12 protein-coding genes are annotated in these 26,545 nt (G+C 72.4%); all 12 read left to right on the top strand.

The genetic code is table 11. From position 1 onward, the window contains the following. Positions 1–15: 15 nt before the first annotated feature. Positions 16–10,218, top strand: coding sequence for a type I polyketide synthase (locus CGL27_RS42615; RefSeq protein ID WP_119992880.1), 10,203 nt, complete (start codon positions 16–18; stop codon positions 10,216–10,218). A 41-nt stretch (positions 10,219–10,259) separates the two neighbouring features. Beyond that, entirely contained in the window at positions 10,260–16,526 is a 6,267-nt protein-coding gene (locus CGL27_RS42620; protein WP_119992882.1) for a type I polyketide synthase, read from the top strand. 57 nt (positions 16,527–16,583) lie between these two features. After that, the gene (locus tag CGL27_RS42625) at positions 16,584–17,369 is read left to right on the top strand and encodes an alpha/beta fold hydrolase (protein ID WP_119992884.1); all 786 of its coding nucleotides are present in this window, start codon (positions 16,584–16,586) and stop codon (positions 17,367–17,369) included. A gap of 14 nt (positions 17,370–17,383) precedes the next feature. Continuing rightward, entirely contained in the window at positions 17,384–18,637 is a 1,254-nt protein-coding gene (locus tag CGL27_RS42630) for an activator-dependent family glycosyltransferase (protein WP_078639060.1), read from the top strand. Then, a complete protein-coding gene (gene rfbC, locus CGL27_RS42635; RefSeq protein ID WP_078639059.1) occupies positions 18,634–19,230 on the top strand; it encodes a dTDP-4-dehydrorhamnose 3,5-epimerase in 597 nt (198 codons plus the stop codon). The genes CGL27_RS42630 and rfbC overlap by 4 nt, the downstream gene beginning before the upstream one ends. 163 nt (positions 19,231–19,393) lie before the next feature. After that, positions 19,394–20,302: an ABC transporter ATP-binding protein gene (locus tag CGL27_RS42640; RefSeq protein WP_014056963.1), complete on the top strand. Its 909-nt coding sequence runs from the start codon at positions 19,394–19,396 to the stop codon at positions 20,300–20,302. Positions 20,303–20,323: 21 nt separating this feature from the next. After that, a complete protein-coding gene (locus tag CGL27_RS42645) occupies positions 20,324–21,061 on the top strand; it encodes an ABC transporter permease (protein WP_119992886.1) in 738 nt (245 codons plus the stop codon). Between the two features lies 1 nt (position 21,062). Further along, complete coding sequence (locus tag CGL27_RS42650; RefSeq protein ID WP_119992888.1) at positions 21,063–22,325, top strand: sensor histidine kinase; 1,263 nt, start codon at positions 21,063–21,065, stop codon at positions 22,323–22,325. Then, positions 22,322–23,023: a response regulator transcription factor gene (locus CGL27_RS42655; RefSeq protein ID WP_119992890.1), complete on the top strand. Its 702-nt coding sequence runs from the start codon at positions 22,322–22,324 to the stop codon at positions 23,021–23,023. Before CGL27_RS42650 ends, CGL27_RS42655 begins: the two co-directional genes overlap by 4 nt. A gap of 92 nt (positions 23,024–23,115) precedes the next feature. After that, the gene (locus CGL27_RS42660; protein WP_119992892.1) at positions 23,116–24,081 is read left to right on the top strand and encodes an NAD(P)-dependent oxidoreductase; all 966 of its coding nucleotides are present in this window, start codon (positions 23,116–23,118) and stop codon (positions 24,079–24,081) included. Beyond that, positions 24,081–25,067, top strand: a complete 987-nt coding sequence (locus tag CGL27_RS42665) for an aldo/keto reductase (protein ID WP_119994826.1) — start codon at positions 24,081–24,083, stop codon at positions 25,065–25,067. The genes CGL27_RS42660 and CGL27_RS42665 overlap by 1 nt, the downstream gene beginning before the upstream one ends. Then, positions 25,061–26,437, top strand: coding sequence for an NDP-hexose 2,3-dehydratase family protein (locus CGL27_RS42670; protein WP_119994827.1), 1,377 nt, complete (start codon positions 25,061–25,063; stop codon positions 26,435–26,437). Before CGL27_RS42665 ends, CGL27_RS42670 begins: the two co-directional genes overlap by 7 nt. The last annotated feature ends 108 nt before the right edge of the window (positions 26,438–26,545 follow it).

Consider the following 26,545-nt stretch of genomic DNA (forward strand, 5'->3'; position numbering starts at 1 on the left):
ACTGCGGAGCTGACAATGGCAAACCCAACCGACAAGATCGTTGGCGCGCTGAGGGAGTCTCTGAAGGAGACCGAACGGCTGCGCCGGGCCAATCAGCAACTCACCGCCGCGTCCCGCGAACCCATCGCCATCGTGGCGATGAGCTGCCGCTACCCGGGCGATGTGCGTGGCCCCGAGGACCTGTGGGAGCTGGTCACCGGCGAGCGCGACGCCATCTCCGGCTTCCCCGGCAACCGCGGCTGGGACCTGGAGAACCTGTACGACCCGGACCCCGACCGGCAGGGCACCGTCTACGCCACCGAGGGCGGATTCCTGCACGACGCCGACCAGTTCGACCCCGCGTTCTTCGGCATTTCGCCCCGCGAGGCCACCGTGCTGGACCCGCAGCAGCGGCTGCTGCTGGAGACCTCCTGGGAGGCGTTCGAGCGCGCCGGAATCGATCCGGCGGGCCTGCGTGGCAGCAAGACCGGCATCTTCGTGGGCGCCGCCTACCAGGGCTACATCCCCGACTGGCCCCATATGCCCGAAGGGCTGGAGGGCCACCTGGTCACGGGCATCTCCGCGAGCATCATGTCCGGCCGCATCGCCTACACCCTGGGCCTGGAGGGCCCTGCCGTCACCCTCGACACCGCCTGCTCCTCCTCGTTGGTCGCCCTCCACCTGGCCTGCCAGTCGCTGCGCCAGGGCGACTGCTCCCTCGCCCTCGCGGGCGGCGCCGCCGTGATGGGCGCCCCGATGGGGCTCATCGGCTTCGCCCGGCAGCGCGGACTGGCGCAGGACGGCCGCTGCAAGGCGTTCGCCGAGGGCGCCGATGGTATGGGCCTCGGCGAGGGCATCGGCATGCTGCTGCTGGAACGGCTTTCGGACGCCCGCCGCAACGGCCACCCGGTGCTGGCTCTGGTGCGTGGCTCCGCCGTCAACCAGGACGGCGCCAGCAACGGCCTCACCGCCCCCAACGGCCGCTCCCAGCAGCGAGTGATCCGCCAGGCGCTCGCCAACGCCGCCCTGACGGCGGAGCAGATCGACGCGGTCGAGGCCCATGGCACCGGCACCCCGCTGGGCGACCCGATCGAGGCGGGCGCGCTGCTCGCCACGTACGGGAAGGACCGCGCGGCGGACCGCCCCGTACTCATCGGCTCGCTGAAGTCCAACATCGGCCATCCGCAGGCCGCCGGGGGGGTCGGCGGTGTCATCAAGATGGTGCAGGCCATGCGCCACGGCCTGCTGCCCAAGACGCTCCACGCCGAGGAGCGTTCCTCGCGGATCGACTGGCCGGCGGGGGCGGTGGAGCTGCTGACCGAGGCCAGGGAGTGGCCGCGTGGCGAGGAGCCCCGCCGGGCCGGTATCTCGGCCTTCGGGGCCAGCGGCACCAATGTGCACACCATCATCGAGGAGGCGCCCGAGGCGGAGCCTTCGGGCACTTCGGCCGAGGGGGACGCCCCGGTGGGCGGGGGAGTGGTCCCATGGGTGCTGTCGGCGAAGAGCGCGGCGGGCCTGCGGGCGCAGGCCGAGCGGCTGCTGACGCATGTGACCGCGCGCCCCGGCCTGTCCCCGGTCGACATCGGCCACTCGCTCGCCACCACTCGTGGCCGCTTCGACCACCGTGCGCTGGTCCTGGGTGTCGACCGTGACGAGCTGATCGACGCATTGGGCGCTCTGGCGTCGGGCGGCGAGTCCCCGCACGTGGTGCGCGGCGAGGGAGTCACGGCGACCGACGCCCGTCCGGTGTTCGTGTTTCCGGGGCAGGGGTCGCAGTGGGTGGGGATGGCGGTGGGGTTGTTGGATTCGTCGCCGGTGTTCGCGGGTCGGTTGGCGGAGTGTGAGGTGGCGTTGTCGGGGTTTGTGGAGTGGTCGTTGAGTGAGGTGTTGCGGGGTGGGGGTCCGGGGTTGGGGCGGGTGGATGTGGTGCAGCCGGCGTTGTGGGCGGTGATGGTGTCGTTGGCGGAGGTGTGGCGGTCGTGTGGGGTGGTGCCTGCGGCGGTGGTGGGGCATTCGCAGGGTGAGATCGCGGCGGCGGTGGTGGCGGGTGCGTTGTCGTTGGAGGATGGGGCGCGGGTGGTGGCGTTGCGGTCGCAGGCCATCGGGCGTGGGCTGGCGGGTCGTGGCGGGATGATGTCCGTCGCCGAGAGCGCCGATCGGGTGCGGGAGCGGATCACCGCCTGGGAGGGCCGTATCTCGGTGGCGGCGGTCAATGGCCCCGGTTCGATCGTGGTGTCCGGTGACCCGGGGGCGCTGCGCCAACTCCAGGCGGAGTACGAGTCCGAGGACGTACGGGCGAAGATCATTCCGGTGGACTACGCGTCCCACTCGGCCCATGTCGAGGAGTTGCGCGACGAACTCCTCGACGTCCTCGCCCCGATCGCCCCGCGCCGCGCCGAGGTGCCGTTCTGCTCGACGGTCACCGGCGACACCATCGACACCACCGGGCTCGACGCCGGGTACTGGTACACCAATCTGCGGGAGACGGTGGAGCTGGAGTCGGCGGTGCGGGCTCTGTCGGCGGCCGGGTTCGGGACGTTCCTCGAAATGAGCCCCCATCCGGTGTTGACGATGCCGTTGCAGGCGACCGTCGAGGACGCGGTCGTGGTGGGGTCGCTGCGGCGTGACGAAGGCGGTCCGGAGCGGTTCCTGGCCTCGCTGGGCGAGGCGTTCGTCCGTGGCGTGGCCGTCGACTGGGCCGCGCTGTTCGCCGGGGCGGGGGCTTCGGTCGTCGAACTGCCGACGTACGCCTTCCAGCGACAGCGCTACTGGCTCGAGGGCTCCTCCGCACCCGCCGCCGAAGGCGACGCGGCGGACGCGGACTTCTGGGACGCCGTGGAGCGCGAGGACCTGGCGGCGCTGGCCGCCGCGCTGGAGGTGGACGCCGACGAGTCGTCCCTGGCCATGGTGGTTCCGGCACTGGCCTCATGGCGCCGGGCGCGCCGCGAGCGGTCGGTACTCGACTCCTGGCGCTACCACATCACCTGGACGCCCCTGGGCGACGCGCTCACCGCCCCGCACGACCGGTCGTCGGTTGGTGCCACCTGGCTGATCGCCGCGCCCGCCGGAGCGCCGGAAGGCCCGCGCGTCGCGGAGGCGCTGCGGGAACGCGGCGCCCAGGTCCGGCTGGTGGAGCTGACCGAAGCGGACGCCGTACGCGAGGTACTCGCCCGCAGGCTCGGCGAGGCGACGGCGGACGCGCCCCCGACGGCGGACGCGCCCTCGACCGCGGACGCGCCACCGACCGCGGTGCTCTCGCTCCTCGCGCTCGCCGAGGAGCCGTACGGGACGGGCACGGCACAGCCGCTCGGCCTCGCCCTCAACCTCGCCCTGCTGCAGGCGCTCGGCGACACCGGCGCCGACGTCCCCATCTGGTACGCCACGCGCGGGGCGGTGTCCGTGGGCCGCGCGGACGTACTGGACCACCCGCTGCAGGCCCTCACCTGGGGCCTGGGCCGGATCGCCGCCGCGGAGTACCCGAGGCGCCGGGGCGGTCTGGTCGATCTGCCCGGCACCCTCGACGACCGCGCCATCGCCCGGCTGTGTGGTGTGCTCGCGGGCCGTCTGACCGGTGAGGATCAGGTGGCGGTGCGCGCCTCCGGTGTCCACGGACGCAGGCTGGTCAGGGCCTCGGCGGCGCTGACCGACGCCACCGCGCCGTGGCGGCCGCGCGGCACCGTGCTGGTGACCGGCGGCACCGGCGGCCTGGGCGCCCATGTGGCGCGCTGGCTGGCCCGGGGCGGAGCCGAACACCTGGTGCTCGCCGGCCGCCGGGGCCCCGAGGCTCCCGGCGCGGCCGAACTCGCCGCTGAGCTAAGGGAGTCGGGGGTCCGGGTGACCGTGGCCGCGTGCGACGCCGCCGACCGCGACGCGCTGGCCGCCCTCCTCGCCACGCTGGACGAGGACGAGGCCCCGCTCGACGCGGTCGTCCACACCGCGGGCGTCCTGGACGACGGGGTGCTCGACACCCTCACCCCCGAGCGCGCCGAGGGGGTGCTGCGCCCGAAGGTGGACGCGGCGCTCCATCTGCACGAGCTCACCCGCGACCGTGAGCTGTCCGCCTTCGTGCTCTTCTCCTCCTTCGCGGGCACACTCGGCGGCCCCGGCCAGGGCAGTTACGCGGCCGCCAATGCCTTCCTCGACGCGCTCGCCCACGCCCGCCGCGCCCAGGGCCTCCCCGCCACCTCCGTGGCCTGGGGCGCGTGGTCCGGTGGCGGGCTGGTCGACGAGGCGGTCGAGGCGCGGCTGCGGGCCACCGGTATGCCCGCGATGTCGCCCGACCCGGCGATCGGCGCCCTGCAGCGTGCCCTGGACGTGGGCGACACCCATGTGGCCGTGGCCGATATCGAGTGGGACCGGCTCATCGCCGCCACCCCCTCGCTGGACGGGGCCGCCGTGCTCGGCGAACTCCCCGACGCCCGGCGGACGGACGCGGCGGACGCCACCACGGCCGACGCGGACACCCCGCTCGCCCAGCGGCTGGCCGGACTGTCGCCGCAGGAGGCCGAGGACGCGCTGGCCGACCTCGTCAGCACCGAAGTGGCCGCCGCGCTCGGCTATCCCGACACCACGGCGGTCGAGTCCGGGCGCGCCTTCCGCGAACTGGGCTTCGACTCGCTCACCGCCGTCGACCTGCGCAACCGGCTGAACGCGGCCACCGGACTGCGGCTGCCGGTCACCCTCGTCTTCGACTACCCGACCGTCACCGCGCTGACCCGCTTCCTGCTGGCCGAGAGCGGCGCCGACGGCACCGATACCACCGCCCCGGTGGGCCCGGTGCCCGCCACCGTCGCGGTTGACGACGACCCGATCGCCATCGTGGCCATGAGCTGCCGCCTGCCCGGCGGGGTGACCACCCCCGAGGAGCTGTGGCAGCTGCTGATGGACGGCCGCGACGCCGTCTCGGACTTCCCCACCGACCGCGGCTGGGACATCGAGGGCCACTACGACCCCGACCCCGACAAGCCGGGCACCTTCTACGCCACCGGCGGCGGCTTCCTCCACGAGGCCGACCACTTCGACCCCGAGTTCTTCGGGATCTCCCCGCGCGAGGCGCTCGCCATCGACCCGCAGCAGCGGCTGCTGCTGGAAACAAGCTGGGAGGCGTTCGAACGGGCCGGGATCGACCCGGCCTCGGTGAAGGGCACCCAGGCCGGAGTCTTCATCGGCGCCAGCTACAACGACTACGGATCGCGCTTCGGCCGCGCGCCCGAGGAGTTCGAGGGCTATCTGGCCACCGGCAGCGCGAGCAGCGTGGCGTCCGGGCGCATCTCGTACACCTTCGGCCTCGAAGGCCCCGCGGTCACCGTCGACACCGCCTGCTCGTCCTCGCTGGTCGCCCTCCACCAGGCGGCCTGGGCGCTGCGCCAGGGGGAGTGCTCGCTGGCGCTCGCGGGCGGCGTCGTCGTGATGTCCACGCTGGACACCTTCATCGAGTTCAGCCGGCAGCGGGCCATGGCCCCCGACGGCCGCTGCAAGGCGTTCTCGGCGGACGCCGACGGCGCCGGGTGGGCCGAGGGCGTCGGCATGCTGCTGCTGGAGCGGCTGTCGGACGCGCGGGCCAACGGCCATGAGGTGCTGGCCCTGGTGCGCGGCTCCGCCGTCAACCAGGACGGCGCCAGCAATGGCCTCACCGCCCCCAACGGCCCCTCCCAGCAGCGGGTGATCCGCCAGGCGCTGGCCGGCGCCGGCCTGTCGGCCGCCGATGTGGACGCGGTCGAGGCCCACGGCACCGGCACCCGGCTCGGCGACCCGATCGAGGCACAGGCCCTGATGGCCACCTACGGCCAGGGGCGGGACGCGGACCGGCCGCTGTGGCTGGGTGCGCTGAAGTCCAACATCGGCCACACTCAGGCCGCTTCGGGTGTCGCCGGGATCATCAAGATGGTGCTGGCGCTGCGCCGCGGTGTGCTGCCGAAGACCCTCCACGCCGATGCGCTCTCGCCCGACGTGGACTGGTCGGCCGGTGCGGTGGAGCTGCTGACCGAGGCCCGGGAGTGGCCCGGAACGGGACGGCCGCGGCGCGCGGGCGTGTCCGCCTTCGGCGTCAGCGGCACGAATGTGCATGTGGTGCTGGAACAGGGCCCCGAGCCCACCGCGCCGGTGGCCGAGCGGTCGATCGACTCCGATGTGGTGCCCTGGGCGCTCTCCGGGCGCAGCGAGACGGCGCTGCGGGCGCAGGCCGGGCGGCTGCGGGCCTATCTGGAGGAGCGGCCGGAGCTGCGCCCGGTGGACGTCGGCTACGCGCTGTCGACGAACCGCTCGGCCTTCGGCCACCGTGCCGTAGTCGTCGGCGCCGCGCGCGAGGAACTGCTGCGGGGCCTGGCGGAGCTTGCCTCGGGAACGGCCCAGGAGACGGTGGCCGACACCGGGAAGACCGCCTTCCTCTTCACCGGACAGGGCGCTCAACGACCCGGTATGGGACGGGAGTTGTACGACGCCTTCCCGGTGTTCGCGGCGGCGTTCGACGCCGTGTGCGCGGAGCTGGACCCGCATCTGGACGGCTCGGTACGGGAGGTGGTGTTCGGGGAGGACCCGGAGCCGCTGAACCGGACCGTGTTCACCCAGACCGGGCTGTTCGCCCTCGAAGTGGCGCTGTACCGGCTGGTCGAGTCCTGGGGCGTGACCGCGGACTTCCTGGTCGGCCACTCGGTGGGCGAGCTGGCGGCGGCCCATGTGGCGGGCGTGTTCTCGCTGCGGGACGCCTGTGCGCTGGTGGCGGCCCGGGGCCGGCTGATGCAGGCGCTGCCCGAGGGCGGTGCGATGGTGTCGCTCCAGGCGGCCGAGGCCGAGGTGCTGCCGCATCTCGAGGGCCATGAGGACCGGGTGAGCGTGGCGGCGGTCAACGGGCCGCGGGCGACCGTCATCTCCGGTGACGAGGAGACCGTCCTGCGGATCGCGGAGGCGGTCGGGGGCAAGAGCAAGCGGCTCACCGTGTCCCATGCCTTCCACTCGCCGCTGATGGACGCCATGCTCGCCGAGTTCGGCACGGTGGCCGCCGGGATCGGCTACTCCGCGCCGCGGATCGCGGTGGTCTCCAACGTCACGGGTGAGGCGGCGGGCGAGGAGCTGTGCTCGCCGGAGTACTGGGTGCGCCACGTCCGCCGGGCGGTGCGCTTCGGGGACGGCATCCGCTGCCTCGCCGGGCGGAAGGTGACCCGCTTCATCGAGATCGGCCCCGCCGGTGTGCTCTCCGCCATGGGCCAGGAGTGCCTGGCCGAGACCGACACCGAGACCGATGACGTCGCGTTCGTCCCGCTGCTGCGCAAGGATCGGGGTGAGGCCGAGTCGCTGCTGGCCGGGGTCGGCCGGGTGCATGCCCACGGCGGCGAGGTGGACTGGGAGAAGGTGTTCGCGGGCCGTGGCGCCCGCCGGGTGGAGCTGCCCACGTACGCCTTCCAGCGGCAGCGCTACTGGCTGGACGCGCCCGCCACCGTGGGCGATGTGGCCTCGGCCGGTCTCGGCGCCGCCGGGCATCCGCTGCTGGGCGCCGCCGTCGAACTCGCCGGCACCGACGGCCTGGTGCTCACCGGGCGGCTGTCCACGCGCGGTCAGCCCTGGCTGGCCGACCACGCGGTCCTGGACGCGGTCCTCTTCCCCGGCACCGCGTTTCTGGAGCTCGCCATCCAGGCCGGTGACCAGGTGGGCTGCGACCGGGTCGAGGAGCTGACCCTCCAGGCGCCGCTCATCCTCCCCGAGCGCGGAGCCGTCACCCTGCAACTGGTGGTGGACGCGCCCGACGAGGACGGCCACCGCACACTGAACGTCTACTCCCGCCCCGAGGACGCGCAGCGGGAGCTGCCGTGGACCCGGCACGCCACCGGTGTGCTGGCGGTCGGTGCCGCCGAGGGCTCCTACGACCTGGGCGGGGCATGGCCGCCGCCGGGCGCCGAACCGATCGAGGTCGAGGACCTGTACGAGCGGTTCGCGGCGGGCGGCTTCGGCTACGGCCCTTCGTTCCAGGGGCTGCGCGCGGCCTGGCTGCGCGGCGACGAGGTGTTCGCCGAGGTACGGCTGGCCCAGGAACAGCAGTCCGCCGCCACCGGCTACGGACTGCACCCGGCCCTGCTGGACGCCGCGCTGCACACCATCGCGCTCGGCCCGACGTTCCAGGATGGCGAGGGCCGGCTGCCGTTCTCCTGGACCGGGGTGTCGCTGCACGCCGCCGGGGCCGGTGAGGTACGGGTGCGGCTCACACCGGGCGGCGCCGACACGGTGGCCCTGACCGTGGCGGACACCATCGGCCGCCCGGTGGCCACCGTCGAATCCCTCGTGCTGCGCAAGCGGCCCGAACGGCTCGGCGACGCCGCCACCGGTGGTGACACGCTCTACCGGCTCGACTGGGTGGCCGCCGACACCTCCGCCGCCGCGCCCGAGCAGCACCCCGCCGGGAGCTGGGGTCTGCTCGGCGACGACGACTTCAAGCTGGTCGGACTCGACGCGCACACCTACCGCGACCTGGACGCGCTGCCCGCCGACCCGGCCGCCATGCCCGCCACCGTGCTGGTGCCCTGCGCACCGGAGCCCCAGGGGGTGGCCGACGCCGTACGGACGGCGACCCACCGGGCGCTGGCGCTGGTCCGGGCCTGGCTGGCCGAGGAGCGGTTCGCCGACTCCCGCCTGGTGTTCGTCACCCGGGGCGCGGTGGCCACCACGCCCGGCGCTGAGGTGCCCGATCTGGCCCACGCCGCCGTCTGGGGCCTGGTGCGCTCCGCGCAGTCGGAGAACCCCGACCGGTTCGTCCTCGTCGACCTCGACGAGCACGAGGAGTCGGTGGGCGCACTGCCGACCGCGCTCGCCCTCGACGAGCCGCAAGTGGCGGTGCGCCGGGGCGACATCACGGTGGCCAGGCTCGCCACCACCCCCGCCCCCGACACCGCCCCGCCCGCCTGGGACCCCGAGGGCACGGTGCTGGTCACCGGAGCCACCGGCACCATCGGCGGGGTCATCGCCCGCCATCTGGTGGCCGAGGGCGGCGTACGGCATCTGCTGCTCGCCGGCCGCCGCGGACCGGACGCCGAAGGCGCCGCCGAACTCCGGGCGGAGCTGACCGAGTTGGGCGCCGAGGTCACCCTCGCCGCCTGCGATGTGGCCGACCGGGAGGCGCTGGCGGCATTGCTGGCCACCGTCCCCGCCGCACATCCGCTGACGGCCGTCGTGCACACGGCGGGCGTCCTGGACGACGGGGTGGTGTCCTCGCTCACCCCCGAGCGGATGGACCGGGTGCTGCGGCCCAAGGTCGACGCCGCGCTCACCCTGCACGAGCTGACCCGCGACCTGGACCTGTCCGCGCTCGTCCTCTTCTCCTCCATCGCCGGCACCTTCGGCGGGATGGGCCAGGGCAACTACTCGGCGGCCAACGCCTTCCTCGACGCCTTCGCCCAGCACTGCCGCGCCCAGGGCCGCCCCGTCCAGTCGCATGCGTGGGGGCTGTGGGCCCAGCGCAGCGACATGACGGGCAAGCTGGAGGGCGCCGATCTGAACCGGCTGGCGCGCGGTGGCATCGTCCCGTTCTCCTCGGAGGACGGCGCCAGGCTCTTCGACGCCGCACGCGCCGTGGACGCCGCCGTCGTGCTGCCCATGCGGCTCGACACCGCGGGGCTCGCGGCGCGCTCCGGTGACGTACCGGCGCTGCTGCGCGGGCTGGTGAAGGCCGCGCCCGCCAAACCCGCCCGGCCGGCCGTCGCGGGAGCGGGCGCCGGGGCAGCGCCCGCCCGGCCCGAGGGGCTCAAGCAGCATCTCTCCAGCCTGCCGGAGGCCGAGCGCGGCCGGTTCCTGCTGGACCTGGTCCGCACGACCGTGGCCGGGGTGCTGGGCTTCGACTCGGTGGCCGCCGTCGAGGCGGAACGCGGTCTGCTGGACCTCGGCTTCGACTCGCTCACCGCGGTCGAACTCCGCAACCAGCTCGGCAAGGCCACCGGCCGGCGGCTGCCGGTCACCCTGCTCTTCGACTACCCCACCTCCACGGCGATGGCCGCGTACCTGGAAGCGGAGATCGCCCCGGAGACCTTCACCGCCGCGTCGATGGCCTTTCCGGAACTCGACGCCCTGGAAAGCAATCTGGCCCGGGTCGCCACCGACGAGGAGGCGCGCACCACGCTCGCCTCACGTCTGCAGGACCTGCTGGTACGGCTCGGCCAGGGCCCGGAAGACGCGGAGGACGCGGTCGCCGGCCGCATCGACGCCGCCTCGGACGACGAGATCTTCGACTTCATCGAGAACGAACTCGGCCTGTCCTGACAGTACCCGGAGTTGGAAATCAAAGAGATGGGCGGTACACGGTGAGCGAGGCAAAGCTCCGCGACTACCTCAAGCGAGTGACCACGGATCTGCACCGCACTCGCCAGCGCCTTCAGGAGGCCGAGGCCAAGGACCACGAGCCCATCGCCATCGTCGGGATGGCCTGCCGCTACCCCGGCGGTGTGGCGTCCCCGGAGGACCTGTGGGAGCTGGTGGCGAACGGCCGTGACGCGGTCACCGAGTTCCCCGCCGACCGGGGCTGGGACCTGGAGGCCCTCTACGACCCGGACCCGGACAAGCCGGGGACGAGCTATGCGCGGGAAGGCGGCTTCGTCACCGACGCCGACCACTTCGACCCCGCGTTCTTCGGCATCTCCCCGCGCGAGGCCCTGGCCATGGACCCGCAGCAGCGGCTGCTGCTGGAGACCGGGTGGGAGGCCCTGGAGCGGGCCGGGATCGACCCGGCCACGCTGCGCGGCAGCCGCACCGGGGTCTTCGCCGGGGTGATGTACCAGGACTACGCGACCCGGCTGCGCCAGGTGCCCGACGACGTCGAGGGATACGTCGGCAGCGGTGGCTCCGGCAGCATCGCCTCCGGCCGTATCGCCTACACCTTCGGTCTCGAAGGCCCCGCGGTCACCGTGGACACCGCCTGCTCGTCCTCGCTGGTGGCCCTGCATCTCGCCGCGCAGGCGCTGCGCCGCGGGGAGTGCGAACTCGCCCTCGTCGGCGGCTCGATGGTGATGTCCACACCGGTGGCCTTCGTGGACTTCAGCCGGCAGCGCGGGCTCGCCTCCGACGGCCGCTGCAAGGCGTTCGCCGCGTCCGCCGACGGCACCGGCTGGGGCGAGGGCGTGGGCATGCTGCTCGTGGAGCGGCTGTCCGACGCGCGGGAGAACGGCCACCGGGTGCTCGCGGTCGTCCGCGGCTCCGCCACCAACCAGGACGGCGCCAGCAGCGGGCTCACCGCCCCCAACGGCCCCTCCCAGCAGCGCGTCATCCGGCAGGCGCTGGCGGACGCGGGGCTCACCGCCGCCGATGTGGACGCGGTCGAGGCACACGGCACCGGCACCTCGCTCGGCGACCCCATCGAGGCCGGGGCCCTGCTCGCCACCTACGGCCAGGACCGGCCCGAGGACCGCCCGCTGTGGCTCGGCTCCTTGAAGTCCAACATCGGCCACACCCAGGCCGCCGCGGGCGTCGGCGGGATCATCAAGACCGTGCTGGCGCTGCGCCACGGCGTGCTGCCCAGGACACTGCACGCCGAGGAGCCGACACCCAACGTCGACTGGGAGTCGGGCGCGGTACGGCTGCTGGCCGAGGCCAGGCCGTGGCCCGAGCCGGACACCGAGCGGCCGCGCCGCGCCGCCGTGTCCGCCTTCGGATTCAGCGGCACCAACGCCCATGTGATCCTGGAACAGGCCCCCGCCGAGGAGACCGAGGCCGAGACCGAGACCGAGGCCGAGGCCGAGGCCGAGGCCCCCGCGGACACCGGGCCCGCCGCCTGTGACCTGGTGCCGTGGCCGCTGTCGGGGCGGACCGAGGAGGCCCTGCGGGCTCAGGCCGCGCGACTGCGGTCGTATGTGGCGGGCGCGCCCGAGCCGTCCACCGTGGACATCGGCTACTCGCTGGCGCTCACCCGCTCCGCCTTCACCCACCGCGCGGTGGTCGTGGGATCGAACCGTGCCGAACTGCTCGGCGAACTCGACCAGTTGGCGTCCGGTGTCACGCCCGGCGCGGTGGCCGGTGCGGGCAAGACGGCGTTCCTGTTCACCGGGCAGGGCGCACAGCGGCTCGGCATGGGACGCGCCCTGCACACCGCCTTCCCGGTCTTCGCCGCCGCGTTCGACACCGTCTGCGCCGAACTCGACCGCCACCTGGACGGCCATGTCGAGCACGCGGTGCGCGACGTGGTCTTCGGCGAGGACGCGGAGCTGCTCGACCGGACCCTCTACACCCAGACCGGCCTCTTCGCCGTCGAGGTGGCGCTGTACCGGCTGCTGGAATCCTGGGGCGTGACCGCGGACTTCCTGGTCGGCCACTCGGTGGGCGAGCTGGCGGCGGCGCATGTGGCGGGCGTGTTCTCGCTGCCGGACGCCTGTGCGCTGGTCGCGGCCCGGGGCCGGCTGATGGACGCGCTGCCCGCCGGAGGCGCGATGGTCTCGCTGCAGACCGGCGAGGCCGAGGTGCTGCCCCATCTGGCGGGCCACGAGGACCAGGTGGCCCTGGGCGCGGTCAACGGCCCGGCCGCCACGGTGATCTCCGGTGACGAGAAGACCGTCCTGCGGATCGCGGAAGCGGTGGGCGTCCAGAGCAAGCGGCTGCGGGTCGGCGTCGCCGCCCACTCGCCGCTGTTGGACCCCATGCTCGAGGAGTTCGCCAAGGTCGTCGGCGAGCTGACCTACGCCACCCCACGGATCGCGGTGGTGTCCAATGTGACCGGCCAGGCGGCGGCCGAGGAGCTGTGCACGCCCGACTACTGGGTGCGCCATGTGCGGCAGCCGGTGCGGTTCCAGGACGGCATGCGGTTCCTCGAGGACCAGGGCGTGACCCGCTATGTCGAGTTGGGCCCGGTCGGTGTGCTGTCCGTGATGGGACAGGAGTGCGTCTCCGGCACCGATGACGTCGCGTTCGTCCCGCTGCTGCGCAAGGACCGGGGTGAGGCCGAGTCGCTGCTGGCCGGGGTCGGCCGGGTGCATGCCCACGGCGGCGAGGTGGACTGGGAGAAGGTGTTCGCGGGCCGTGGCGCCCGCCGGGTGGAGCTGCCCACGTACGCCTTCCAGCGCCAGCGCTACTGGCTGGACGGCCCCGACCGGGCCGGCGACGTGACCTCCGCGGGTCTTGGCGCCGCCGGGCATCCGCTGCTGGGCGCCGCCGTCGAACTCGCCGACACCGACGGCCTGGTGCTCACCGGCCGGCTGTCTCTGGCCGCCCAGCCCTGGCTGGCCGACCACGCCGTCTCCGGCACGGTCCTCTTCCCCGGCACCGCCTTCCTGGAGCTGGCGGTCCAGGCCGGTGACCAGGTCGGCTGCGACCAGGTCGAGGAGCTGACGCTCCAGGCGCCGCTCATCCTCCCCGCCCGTGGCGCGCTCACCCTCCGGGTGACCGCCGGGGAACCCGACGAGAGCGGACGGCGCCCGCTGAACGTCCACTCCCGCCCCGAGGGCGCCGGGTTCGGCGAGCCGTGGACCCCGCACGCCACCGGCACGCTCGCCACCGCCGCCCCGGCCACGCCCGCGGAGCTGACCGCGTGGCCTCCGGCGGATGCCACCGAACTCGACGTCAGCGACATGTACGAGCGGTACGCGGCGGGGGGCTTCGGCTACGGCCCGGCCTTCCGGGGCCTGCGGGCCGCCTGGCTGCGCGGCGACGAGGTGTTCGCCGAGATACGGCTGGCCCAGGAGCAGCAGTCGGCCGCCGCCGCGTACGGAATCCACCCGGCCCTGCTCGACGCCTCCCTGCACGGCATCGCGCTCGGCACCCTCTTCGCCGGAGAGGACCCCGAGACGGCGCAGGGGCGGCTGCCGTTCTCCTGGACCGGGGTGTCGCTGCACGCCGCCGGGGCCGACGAGGTGCGGGTGCGGATCTCCCCGGCCGGGGAGGACACCGTGGCGCTCGCGGTGGCCGACCCCACCGGCCGCCCGGTGGCCACCATCGAGGGCCTGCTGCTGCGGAAGATGACCGGCGACCAGCTCAGCGGCGCCCGCGCCGCGAGCAACGAGGCACTGTTCCAGCTCGACTGGCCCGCTCTCGCCGGTTCCGCCCCGGCCACCCCGCTGACCCGGGCCGCGCTGGTCGGCGACGACGGACTGGAGGTGACCGAGAGCCTCTTCGCGGCCGGAGTCCACCTGGAGTCGTATGTGGACCTGGAGTCGCTGGGCGCGGCCGTCGACGCCGGTACGGCCGCCCCCGCGGCGGTCCTGGTGTGCTGCCAGGCCGGGCCCGGCGCACCGGCCGACGCGGTACGGGCCTCCCTGGGCACCGCCCTGGAGCTGGCCCAGAACTGGTCGGCCGATGAGCGGTTCGCCGACTCCCGGCTGGTGTTCGTCACCCGTGGCGCCGTGGCCACCGCACCCGGCGCGGACGTCACCGATCTGCCGGGCGCCGCCGTCTGGGGCCTGGTGCGCTCGGCGCAGTCGGAGAACCCCGACCGGTTCACCCTCGTCGACCTCGACGAGCACGAGGAGTCCGTACGGGCTCTCCCGGCGCTCCTCCCCTCCGGCGAGCCACAGCTCGCGCTGCGCGCCGGCCAGGCGCACACCCCGCGGCTCGCCCGCGCTCAGGGCGAGACCGGCGCCACGCGTGCGCTGGACCCCGAGGGCACCGTCCTGATCACCGGCGCCACCGGTACGCTCGGCGGGCTGCTCGCCCGCCACCTGGTGACCCGGCACGGCGTCCGCCATCTGCTGCTGACCAGCCGCCGGGGACCGGCCGCCGAGGGCGCCGGGCGGCTGCGGGACGAACTGACCGCGCTCGGCGCCACCGTGACCGTGGCGGCGTGCGACACCGCCGACCGGGACGCCGTGGCCGCCCTGGTGGCCCAGGTGCCCGGCGACCACCCGCTGACCGGGGTGTTCCACACCGCCGGGGTACTGGACGACGGGGTGCTCTCCTCGCTCACCCCCGAGCGGATGGACACGGTGCTGCGGCCCAAGGCCGACGCCGTACTCCACCTCCACGAGGCCACCCGGGAGCTGGACCTGGCCGCGTTCGTGCTCTTCTCCTCGGCCGCCGGGGTGCTCGGCGGCGCCGGACAGGGCAACTACGCGGCCGCCAACGGCTTCCTCGACGCCTTCGCGCAGACCCGCAGGGCGCAGGGGCTGCCCGCCCACTCCCTCGCCTGGGGGCTGTGGGCGCAGACCAGCACGATGACCGGCACGGCGGACACGGCCGGGGCCGCCCGCTCGGGCGTGGCCGCGCTCACCTCCGAACAGGGCATGGAACTGCTCGACACCGCCCTCGCCCTGGACACTCCGCTGCTGATCCCGATGCGGCTCGACCTCGCGGCGCTGCGCGCGAACGCCGGATCCGGCTCGGTGCCGCTGCTGCTGCGTGGACTGGTGCGGGCACCGGCGCGCCGGGCGGGCGCGACCACGCGCGCCGGCTCACCGGGTGGCGAATCCGCGCTGCGGGAACGGCTCGCCGGGCTGACCGAGAGCGAACAGGACGCCGTACTGGTGGAGTTGGTGCGGACGCAGGTGGCCACCGTGCTCGGCCACCCGGACCCGTCCGCCATCGGCGCCACCCATGAGTTCGTGGACTCCGGCTTCGACTCGCTCACCGCGGTCGAGCTGCGCAACCGGCTGAACGCGGCCACCGGGCTGAGGCTTCCCGCCACGCTCGTCTTCGACCACGAGACGCCCACCGATCTGGCCGCCCGGCTCCGCTCGGACCTGGCCGCGGCCCGGCAGTCGGGCCCGTCCGTGGAGACGCCCACGGGCACGACGGCCGCCGCCGCGGGTGAGTCCACCACGCTGAGCGCGCTCTACACCCAGGCGTTCGAGACCGGGAAATGGAAAGAGATCTTCGACCTGCTGCATGCCACGGCGGCGCTGCGGCCCCGGTTCAGTGCCACCTCCGAGCTGGCGAAGCTGCCGACGCCGGTCAGGCTCAGCAAGGGCCCGGCCGAGCAGCACATGTTCTGCTTCTCCTCGTGCCTGGCGGTCGCGGGCATCCACCAGTACGCGCGGTTCGCGGCCTCGCAGCGGGGCCGGCGCGATGTGTCGGCGCTCGCGCTGCCGGGCTTCGGCCGCGGCGAGCCCCTTCCGGAGACGGCGGACGCGGTGGTCGCCGCCCAGGCCGAGGCGGTGGCGAAGGCCGCGGACGGGGCGCCGATCGTGCTGCTCGGTTCCTCGGCGGGCGGCTGGTTCGCCCATGCGGCGGCGGGACATCTGGAGCGGATGGGCATCCAGCCGACCGCGGTGGTGCTGGTGGACACGTACGTGCCCAAGAGCAGCATCCTCAACCAGTTCGGGCTCTCGCTCATGGACGGGATGACCGAGCGCGAGGGCGTGTTCGTGACCATGGACGACGACCGGCTGTCGGCCATGGGCTGGTATCTCAACCTCTTCGGAAGCTGGGATCCCGAGCCGATCGCGACCCCCACCCTCCTCGTGCGCGCGCTGGAGCCGTTGTCCACCGGTTCGCTGAAGCTCGAAGAGCTGCCCGACTGGCGGTCCTTCTGGGAGCTGCCGCACGACATCGTCGATGTGCGCGGCAACCACTTCACCATGATGGAGGACCACTCCCTCCCCACCGCCCAGGCCATCGAGGACTGGCTGGAGTCCCTGCCGCGCGACGGCGCCTGACCACGCCCGCACCCGCCGCCGAGGCGCCCTCCCCGCACCGCGAAAGGAACGACGACCATGGCGTTGCCCGTCACCGATGAGAGCCTGTGGTTCCGCAGGTTCCATCCGCGTCCGGAGGCCGAGGTCAGCCTGGTCTGCCTGCCGCACGCCGGAGGAGCCGCCAGCTTCTACTTCCCCATCTCCGAGCTGCTGCCGCCGACCGTGGAGGCGCTGGCCGTCCAGTACCCGGGACGGCAGGACCGCCGCCATGACACGCCCATCGAGAACATCCATGAGATGGCGGGCGAGATCTTCCAGGCGCTGACGCCACTGACCGCACACCGGCCGGTCGCGCTGTTCGGCCACAGCATGGGCGCGAGCGTCGGGTTCGAGCTGGCCCGGCTGCTCGAAGGGGAGCTGGGAACCGTCCCCGTGGTGCTCTTCGCCTCGGGCCGGCCCGCGCCCTCACACCACCGGAGCCTGGGCATCCACCGGCGCGACGACGCCGGGCTCATCGCCGAGCTCCAGCTGGTCAGCGGGACCGACTCGCGCATCCTCGGCGACGCCGAACTGCTGCGGCTGACCCTGCCGGCCATCCGCAGCGACTACAAGGCGGCCGAGACCTATGAGTACCGGCCCGGCGCCAGGCTGCGCTGCGACATCGTGGGGCTCGCCGGCGACAGCGACATCCGCGTCAGGGCCCCGGAGATGGCGGGCTGGCGGGAGCACACCTCGGGCTCCTTCCGGCTGGAGGTCTTCTCCGGCGGCCACTTCTACCTGGGTGAACAGAAGGCAGCGGTGGCCGGAGTCATCACGGACACCCTGCGGGCGGCCACCGCCCGCCCCCGACGACCTATCGACTGAGAGAGAAACCGACGATGCGTATCCTTTTCGCGACGGTGTCCGAGAAATCGCACCTGTTCACCATGGTCCCGCTCGCCTGGTCGCTGGCCGCGGCCGGCCACGAGGTGCATGTCGCCAGCAACCCCGCGCTGACCGAGCACATCAAGAGCACCGGTCTGACGGCCGTCTCCGTCGGCACCGACCACAATCTCCACGAGATGCTGACGCAGAACCGCGACTCGCTGGAGAACCCGCTGTCCGACTGGTCCACTCCGGACCTCGATCAGCACTCCTGGGAACAGGTGCTGATGAAGTTCAAGGTCAGCGTGATGTTCGCGTACCAGACCTACAACGACTGCATGGTGCACGAGCTGGTGGCCTACGCCCGCGACTGGCAGCCCGACCTGGTCATCTGGGACCCGGTCACCTACGCGGGCCCGGTGGCCGCCCGGGTCGTGGGCGCCGCCCACGCCCGGCTGCTGTGGTGTATCGACATCTACTCCAAGATGCGCGAGGTGTTCCTGACCCGCCTCGCGGAGCAGCCCGAGGAGCGCCGCGAGGATCCGCTGGCCGACTGGCTCGGCGGCATCCTCGCCCGCTACGACCGCACCTTCGACGAGGAGGTCGTGGTTGGCCAGTGGACCATCGACCAGATCCCCACCAGCCTCCAGCTTCCGCTCTCGGTCCAGCGGGTCCCGGTCCGCTATCTGCCCTACAACGGCCCCTGTGAGATCCCGGACTGGCTGCGCGAGGTCCCCGAGCGGCCGCGGGTCGTGCTGACCTCCGGCGTCTCCGCACGGGCGGCCCTGGGCGGCACCTTCATGCCGGTCACCGACATCATCGACACCCTCGGGACCATGGACATCGACGTGGTGGCCGCGCTGCCGCCCGAGGACGTCGAGGCCCTGGAGAAGATCCCCGCCAACACCCGCATCGTCGACTTCGTCCCGCTGCACGCCCTGCTGCCCGGCGCCGCGGTCCTCATCCACCACGGCGGCTTCGGCTCCTGGGGCACCGCACTGGTCAACGGCGTACCGCAGTTCATCCCCACCATCCGCTACGGCGACTGGTGGAACAAGGCCACCAGTCTGCACGAGGCCGGTGCCGGACTGGCCGTGCACGCCTCCGAGCTGACCGCAGAGGTGCTGCGGGAGAGCGTCGAACGGCTGCTGGGGGACGCCACGTACCAGGAGACCGCCGAGCGGCTGCGCGAGGAGAACCTGCACACGCCCACCCCGCACGATGTGGTGCCGGTGCTGGAGAAGCTCACCATGGAGCACGGCCGATGAAGGTACGTGAGCTGGCGGTCTCCGGCGCCTACGAGTTCAGCCCGGACGTCCACCGTGACGAGCGTGGCGCGTTCGTCGCCCACTACACCGAAGCGGCCTTCGCCGCGGCCGTCGGCCATCCGCTGCGCCTGGGCCAGAACCACCACAGTGTCTCCCGGCGCGGCACGGTCCGCGGGGTGCACTACGCGGACGTACCTCCGGGCCAGGCCAAGATGGTGACCTGCACCAGCGGTGAACTCCTCGATGTGGTGGTGGACTTGCGGGTGGGCTCGCCCACCTTCGGCCACTGGGACAGTGTGCGCCTGGATGCCGTCTCGTACCGGGCGGTGTATCTGGAGGAGGGCCTCGGCCACGCCTTCATCGCCCTGCGGGACGACACCGTGGCGGCCTATCTGAACTCGGCGGAGTACAACCCGGGCGCCGAGCACGAGATCGACCCCTTCGACCCGGCGCTCGGCCTGCCCTGGCCCACGGACCTGGAGTATCTGGTCTCCCAGCGCGACCGGAACGCCCCCGGGCTGGCCGAGGCCGAGCGGGCGGGCCTGCTGCCGTCCTACGAGGTCTGCCGGGCGCTGCACCCCCGGCGTGACTGACCCGGCCGTGGCGTACCCCTCTCCACCGATCGGTTGATGCGGCCGGTCAGCCGGTGGGTGGAGGGAGGATCAGCCCGGTGGGCAGCCGATGGGCCGATCCGCGGGGGATACCCGCTTCCTACGGTGGAAGAGTGAAGGAACCGAGCGAGGAGGACCCGGGCCGATGCCGCTGATCGAGGTCAGTAACCTGCGGAAGGAATACCGCAATCACGTCGCGGTACAAGACGTGTCCTTCTCCGTGGAGGAGGGTGAGATCTTCGGCATCCTGGGCCCCAACGGCGCGGGCAAGACCACCGCCGTGGAGTGCATCGAGGGGATGCGCAAACGGGACGGTGGCGAGATCTCCGTGATGGGCCTGGACCCGCTGAAGGACCTCGCCGAGCTGCGCGAGTCCATCGGGATCCAGCTCCAGCAGAGCGAACTGCCCCCCAAGATGAAGGTGTGGGAGGCGCTCGAGCTCTACAGCACCTTCTACCGCGACCCCGTCGACTGGCGCGAGCTCATCAAGGACTGGGGCCTCTCGGGCAAGGCCGACACGCCCTACGGATCGCTGTCCGGCGGACAGCAGCAGCGGCTGTCCATCGCGCTCGCCCTGGTCGGCAACCCCAGGATCGCCGTTTTCGACGAGCTGACCACCGCACTCGACCCTCACGCCCGGCGCGAGACCTGGAAGCTGATCGAGAAGGTCAGGGAGCAGGACGTGACCGTGCTGCTGGTCACCCACTTCATGGAGGAGGCCGAGCGGCTCTGCGACCGGATCGCCATCATCGAATCCGGCCGGGTCGTGGCCCTGGACACCCCCTCCGGACTGGTGTCCCGGGTCGATGAGCAGCAGATCATCCGGTTCAAGCCGTCCGTGCCGATGGACGACGAACTGCTGACCTCGCTGCCCGAGGTGAGCAGCGTGACCCGGTCCAAGTCGCAGGTGACGGTGGTCGGCAAGGGCAATGTCGTCTACGCGGTGATCTCCGTCCTGGCCCGCAATCAGATCGTGGCGAACGAACTCCGCCTGGAGCAGGCGAGTCTCGATGACGCCTTCGTCGCCCTGACCGGCTCCAAGCCCGCCAACTGAACCGCCGAGGAGATCTCTGCCATGTCCGGGCGCACCAAGCTCACCTTCGTCGAGAGCAAGCTGTTCCTGCGCGATCCCACCGCGGTGTTCTTCGTCATCGCGCTGCCCATCATGCTGCTGGCCATCTTCCACTTCGTCACCACCAAGTCCAACGACGACGCCGCCACCAAGGAGTCGATGGCCGCGTTCGTCCCCGCGATGGCCATGTCGCTGTGTCTGACGATGCTGGCCCTCAACCTGCTGCCCACGACGCTGGCGACCTACCGGGAGAAGGGCATTCTGCGGCGCCTGGCCGCGAGCCCCGTCCACCCGGGGAACCTGCTGATCGCCCAGCTCTTCATCAACCTGGTCACGGCGGCGGTCTCCGCGGTGCTGGTGCTGATCGTCGGCAAGGCCGCCTTCGACACCAAGCTGCCCGGTGACGTCCCGGCCTTCCTGGTGAGCTTCGCCCTGGGCACCTGGGCGCTGTTCTCCATCGGCCTGGTCATCGCGGCCATCGCGCCGAGCAGCAAGTCGGCCACCGCGATGGGCCTTTCCCTGCTCTTCCCCAGCCTCTTCTTCGGCGGGGCGTTCCTCCCCAAGGAGGATCTGCCCGAGACCGTGTCCACCATCGGCGACTACACCCCGCTGGGCGCCGCGCTGCAGGCCCTGCGCGACTCCTGGGAGAACCAGTGGCCGCAGGCGCTGCATCTGACCGTCCTCGGGGTGATCTCGGTGGCCGCCACCGCGGCCGCGGCCAAGCTGTTCCGCTGGGAGTGAGGTGAGCGCGTCCAAGGACGACGGCGGACGGTGGGAGCGGCACTCCGACATCCTGTTCGGAGGGCTGCCCTACCTTCTGCTGTTTCTGTCCACGGCCCTGAGCGTGGTCCACGGCCCGCCGCCGGCCCGGGAGCTGCTCACCACGCTCGGCCTGGCGGCGCTGGCCGCCCTCTGGATCCTGGGCACCTACACCCTGCCGACGGGCCGCCGCAGCAGACAGCCGTACGGCATGGCGCCGACAGCCGTCTACTTCACCGGGCTGCTCGCCCTCTCTGCCGCGCTGATGGCGCGGGACCAGGTGTTCATGGTCTTCGCCGCCACCGGGTTCCTGCAGGCGCTGGTGCTGCTGCCGACGGTCTGGGCGCTGGTGTCCGTGGCGGCCACCTCGTTCGTCGTCAACACCGTGCCGGACGGCTTCCCGCGCCCCACGACCGGCGCGGTGGTCGGCTATATCGCCGCCATCGCCTTCCAGACCGTGGTGATCGGCTGGATCAATCTGCTGTCGAGCCGGCTGAACGAACAGCATCAGCGGCGTAAACGGACCGTGGCCGAACTCCGGTCGGCGCTCAACGAGAACGCCGGGCTGCACGCCCAGCTCATCACCCAGGCGCGGGAGGCCGGAGTGCTGGACGAGCGCCAGCGGATGGCGGGGGAGATCCATGACACCCTCGCCCAGGGGCTGGCCGGCATCATCCGGCAGCTGGAAGCCGCCGAACACGCCGAAGGCGACCGCGAGGTGTGGCGCCGCCATCTCGGCGCGGCCAAGGACCTGGCCCGGGACAGCCTGGCCGAGGCGCGCCGGTCGGTCCAGGCGCTCCGCCCCGAGCAACTGGAGTCCCGGACGCTGCCCGACGCCCTGGAGTGCCTGGCCGAGGGCTGGTCACGGGGGCGGGGGGCGAAGGTCGCGTTCGCGACGACCGGGACCGCCACCCCCGTCCACGCCGAACTGGAGGCCACGCTCTACCGGGTGGCGCAGGAGGCCCTCGCCAACATCGCCAAGCATGCCGAGGCGTCGAAGGTGGGCATCACGCTGTCGTACATGGAGGACGTGGTCGTCCTCGATGTGCTCGACGACGGCGTCGGATTCGACCCCGTGGCCGCGGAGGCCGCGGCCGGCACCTCCGGTGACCACGGGCTGGGGCTTGTGGCGATGCGGCGCCGGCTGAGCCGGGTCGCCGGTACGTTGGACATCGAAAGCGCCCGTGGCGAGGGCACCGCCATCAGCGCGGCCGTCCCCGTCATCCCCCAGGAAGCCGGTGCATGAGCGGAATCACCCCCAGCGGTCACACCCACGGCGGTAACGCCCACGACGGCGGCGACGCCCACCGCGCCACCGCCGCGCCCATCCGCATCCTCATCGTGGACGACCACCCCGTGGTCCGCGACGGGCTGCGCGGGGTGCTGGAGCGGGACCCCGACTTCACGGTGATCGGCGAGGCCGGTGACGGTGCCGAGGCCGTCGAACTGTACGAGCGGCGGCCGGCCGATGTGGTCCTGATGGATCTGCGCATGCCCCGGATGGGCGGGGTCGAGGCCATCAAACGGCTGCTGCGCGGCGACCCGGAGGCCCGGATCCTGGTGCTGACCACCTATGACACCGACAGCGACGTCATGGGCGCCCTGGCCGCCGGGGCGACCGGCTATCTCCTCAAGGACACCCCGCGCGAGGAGCTGACCCGTGCCGTGCGGTCCGCCTCCTCGGGCCAGTCCGTCCTCTCGCCCGCGGTCACCGGACGAGTTCTCGGCCAGGTCCGCAAACCCACCCAGGGACCGTTGAGTGACCGAGAACTCCAAGTGCTCAGGCTTATCGCGGACGGGGCCACGAATCGACAGGCCGCGGCGGCGTTGTTCATCAGTCAGGCGACCGTGAAGACACATCTGTTGCATGTCTACGAGAAACTCGGGGTGAAGGATCGCGCGGCAGCCGTCAGCGAGGCCCATAAACGACATCTATTCCAATGACATCGCAGGTCGGAGCCGTGATAGGGGTGGCAGATAGGGGTGGATGAGGGTAGGGGTTGTTCCGCTCGAAGCGGCGCCAATACGGTGGCGATATGGCCCACATGCGAGATCGGCAGGCCGTTGTGATCGGCGGCACCGGATTCATCGGGCGACATATCTGCAGGGCTCTCGCCAAACGCGGATATGAAGTCCTGGCAATAGCGAGAAAACCCGCTGAACCCATTCCCGGAGTCGCATTTCTGCCCCTTGACGCGGTATCCGCGCCGAGCGACGACATCGCCCGGGCCGCGAAGTCCGCCGATCTCGTCGTCAACGCCGCGGGCGACAGCTGGGAAGGCGACGAGGCGAGCATGACGGCCTCGCACATCCCGCTCGTCGACCGGCTGGTGGACGCCGTGGCGACCCTCCCCAGGCGGCCGCGGCTGGTGCATCTGGGCTCGGTGCACGAGTACGGCCCCGTCCCCGACGGCACGGCCATCACCGAGGACCACCCCACCGCCCCCCACACCCCCTACGCCCGCACCAAGCTCGTCGGCAGCCGGATCGTCCTGGGCGCGGCGGACGCGGGCCGTATCGACGGCTGTGTCCTGCGCGTCACCAACGTCTGCGGACCGGGCACCCCCCGGGGCAGCTTCCTCGGCGGACTCGCCCACCGGCTGCGCCGGACCACCAAGGACGCTCCGCTCTCCCTCACCCTCGTCGACGACCAGCGCGACTTCATCGACGTCCGCGACGTCGCCGAGGCCGTGGCGCTGGCCGCGAGCAGCCCGGTGACCGGCCGGGCGATCAACATCGGGCAGGGCGACGCCTCCAGCATGCGCGAACTGGCCTGGCTGCTGATCTCCGCCTCCCAGGTCCCCGCGGATCTGGTGCGCGAGGAGAGCGGTGCCGTGCACAGCAAGGGCGGCAGCTGGACCCAGGCCGACATCCGCCTCGCCCGGCGGCTCATGGGCTGGTCCCCGAAGGTGGCCATGAAGGAATCCCTCCACGACCTGTGGGCCGCCTCCGCCACCTCGAGCCGACCGGCTGCCGCGGCGGCCCGTACCGAAGGACACTGATGGAGTACACCTATCTCGGACGCACCGGCCTCAAGGTGAGCCGGGTGTGCCTGGGCACCTTGAACCTCGGGGTCAGGGCGAGCGACGAGGAGAGCCACGCGATCCTGGACACCGCACTGGACCGCGGGGTCAACTTCGTCGACACCGCCAACCAGTACGGTTGGCAGAAGCACAAGGGCTACACCGAGGAGTTCCTCGGCGGCTGGTTCGCCCAGGGAGGCGGCCGGCGCGAGAAGGTCGTGCTGGGCACGAAGGTGTTCAACCCGATGAGCGACTGGCCCAATGACTCGGGGCTGTCCGCCCGGCACATCATCGCCTCCTGCGAGGACTCGCTGCGCCGGCTGGGCACCGACTGGATCGACCTGTTCCAGATGCACCACATCGACCGCCACGCCCCCTGGGAGGAGGTGTGGCAGGCGATGGAGACGCTGACCCGGCAGGGCAAGGTGCGCTACGTCGGCTCGTCCAACTTCGCCGGCTGGCATATCGCCGAGGCCCAGGAGACCGCCGCCCGCCGCCACTTCCTCGGCATCGTCTCCGAGCAGAGCGTCTACAACCTCGTCACCCGCCATATCGAACTGGAGCTGATCCCCGCCGCCCAGCGGTACGGGGTCGGGGTGCTCGCCTGGTCCCCGCTGCACGGCGGACTGCTCAGCGGGGCGCTGCGCAAGCTGGCCGAGGGCACCGCGATGAAGACCGCCCAGGGCCGGGCGGCCCAGGCGCTGGAGGTCCACCGGGACGCCGTCGCCGCGTACGAGAAGCTGTGCGACGGCCTCGGCGCCGACCCGGCCGAGGTGGGCCTGGCCTGGGTGATGGGCCGCCCCGGCATCACCGCGCCGGTCATCGGGCCGCGCAGCCTGCAGCAGCTCGAAGGGGCCTTCAAGGCCATGGAGCTGACGCTGTCCGACGAGGTGCTGACCGAACTGGACCGGCTGTTCCCGCCGATCGGCAACGGCGGCCCCGGACCGGAGGCGTGGGCGTGGTGAAAACGCTCCAGGAGCGGCTGGTCCGCTCGGCCGCCACCGTCGACAGCTCGGTGACCCTGCTCGCCGACTTCCAGCGCTGGTTCCGGGAGCGCGTCGACGCCGACGAGTCCCGGGTCGAGATCATTCCGTTCGAGAAGCTGCGCGGCTGGGACTTCGCGCCGGACACCCACAACCTCGTCCATGAGACCGGCCGGTTCTTCAGCGTCGAGGGCATCCGGGTACGGATGCCCGGGGCGCCGGTGGAGGAGTGGCGCCAGCCGATCCTCCACCAGCCGGAGATCGGCATCCTCGGCATCCTGGTCAAGGACTTCGACGGCGTACCGCACTTCCTGATGCAGGCCAAGATGGAGCCGGGCAACCACGGCGGACTGCAGCTCTCGCCCACCGTCCAGGCGACCCGCAGCAACTACACCCGGGTGCACAAGGGCCGGGCCGTGCCGTATGTGGAGTACTTCCAGCGGGCGGACCGGCACCGGGTGCTCGCCGACGTCCGCCAGTCGGAGCAGGGGAGCTGGTTCTTCCACAAGCGCAACCGCAACATGCTGGTCGAGGTCGCACCGGAGACGGACGTCGAGGTGCGCGACGGCTTCCGCTGGCTGACGCTGGGCCAGCTGCACCATCTGCTGGCCGTGGAGGACCTGGTGAACATGGACGCGCGCAGCGTCCTGGCCTGTCTGCCGCACTCCCCGCTGGACCCCGAGGAGACCTTCCCGGCCCTCAAGGCCCACAGCCGCCACCGTGACGCCGACATCCTGAGCTGGATCACCGGGCTGCGCACCGAGCGCGAGGTGTTCACCGAGCGGATACCACTGCGGGAGACGGCCGGCTGGCACCGCAGCGCCCATCGGATCTCCCATGAGAGCGGGCGCTTCTTCAGCGTGATGGCCGTGGACGTGACCGCGGGCGGCCGTGAGGTGGGCGGCTGGACCCAGCCCATGATCGAGCCCCATGGCCCGGGCGTGGCGGCTTTTTTGCTGGCCTACGCCGACCAGGTGCCGCATGTGCTGGTGCAGGCCCGCGCCGAACCCGGCTACACGGATGTGGTGGAGCTGGCCCCCACCGTGCAGTGCATCCCGCGCAACTACACCCACCTGCCCGAGGGGGCCACCCCGCCGTTTCTCCGGGAGGTGGTGGAGGCGCCTGCCGACCGGGTGCGGTTCGACACCGTGCTCTCCGAGGAGGGCGGCCGTTTCTTCCACGCCTTCAACCGCTATCTCGTCGTGGAGACCGAGATGAGCGCCGTCCCCGAGGAGCCGTCGCACTACCGCTGGATGGCGGTGCGTCAGCTGCTCGACCTGATACGCCACAGCCATTACGTCAATGTCGAGGCCCGCACGCTCATCGCCTGTCTGCACTCCCTGGCGGTATAGGGGGGCGCCTAGGGGGGCCGGACCTGGGCGGACGTAGGGGTTATTCGGATCGTGGCCGCTGCCATAGCCTCCGGGACACAGGCTGCCCGGGGCGGTACATCGGAGGAC

The organism is Streptomyces sp. 11-1-2 (assembly GCF_003595545.1).
Taxonomy (GTDB): Bacteria; Actinomycetota; Actinomycetes; order Streptomycetales; family Streptomycetaceae; genus Streptomyces; species Streptomyces hygroscopicus_B.

Coding starts and splice junctions, on each gene's coding strand:
- CGL27_RS42615 (WP_119992880.1), top strand. CDS start 16: ATGGCAAACCCAACCGACAAGATCGTTGGCGCGCTGAGGGAGTCTCTG.
- CGL27_RS42625 (WP_119992884.1), top strand. CDS start 16,584: ATGGCGTTGCCCGTCACCGATGAGAGCCTGTGGTTCCGCAGGTTCCAT.
- CGL27_RS42630 (WP_078639060.1), top strand. CDS start 17,384: ATGCGTATCCTTTTCGCGACGGTGTCCGAGAAATCGCACCTGTTCACC.
- rfbC (WP_078639059.1), top strand. CDS start 18,634: ATGAAGGTACGTGAGCTGGCGGTCTCCGGCGCCTACGAGTTCAGCCCG.
- CGL27_RS42640 (WP_014056963.1), top strand. CDS start 19,394: ATGCCGCTGATCGAGGTCAGTAACCTGCGGAAGGAATACCGCAATCAC.
- CGL27_RS42645 (WP_119992886.1), top strand. CDS start 20,324: ATGTCCGGGCGCACCAAGCTCACCTTCGTCGAGAGCAAGCTGTTCCTG.
- CGL27_RS42655 (WP_119992890.1), top strand. CDS start 22,322: ATGAGCGGAATCACCCCCAGCGGTCACACCCACGGCGGTAACGCCCAC.
- CGL27_RS42660 (WP_119992892.1), top strand. CDS start 23,116: ATGGCCCACATGCGAGATCGGCAGGCCGTTGTGATCGGCGGCACCGGA.
- CGL27_RS42665 (WP_119994826.1), top strand. CDS start 24,081: ATGGAGTACACCTATCTCGGACGCACCGGCCTCAAGGTGAGCCGGGTG.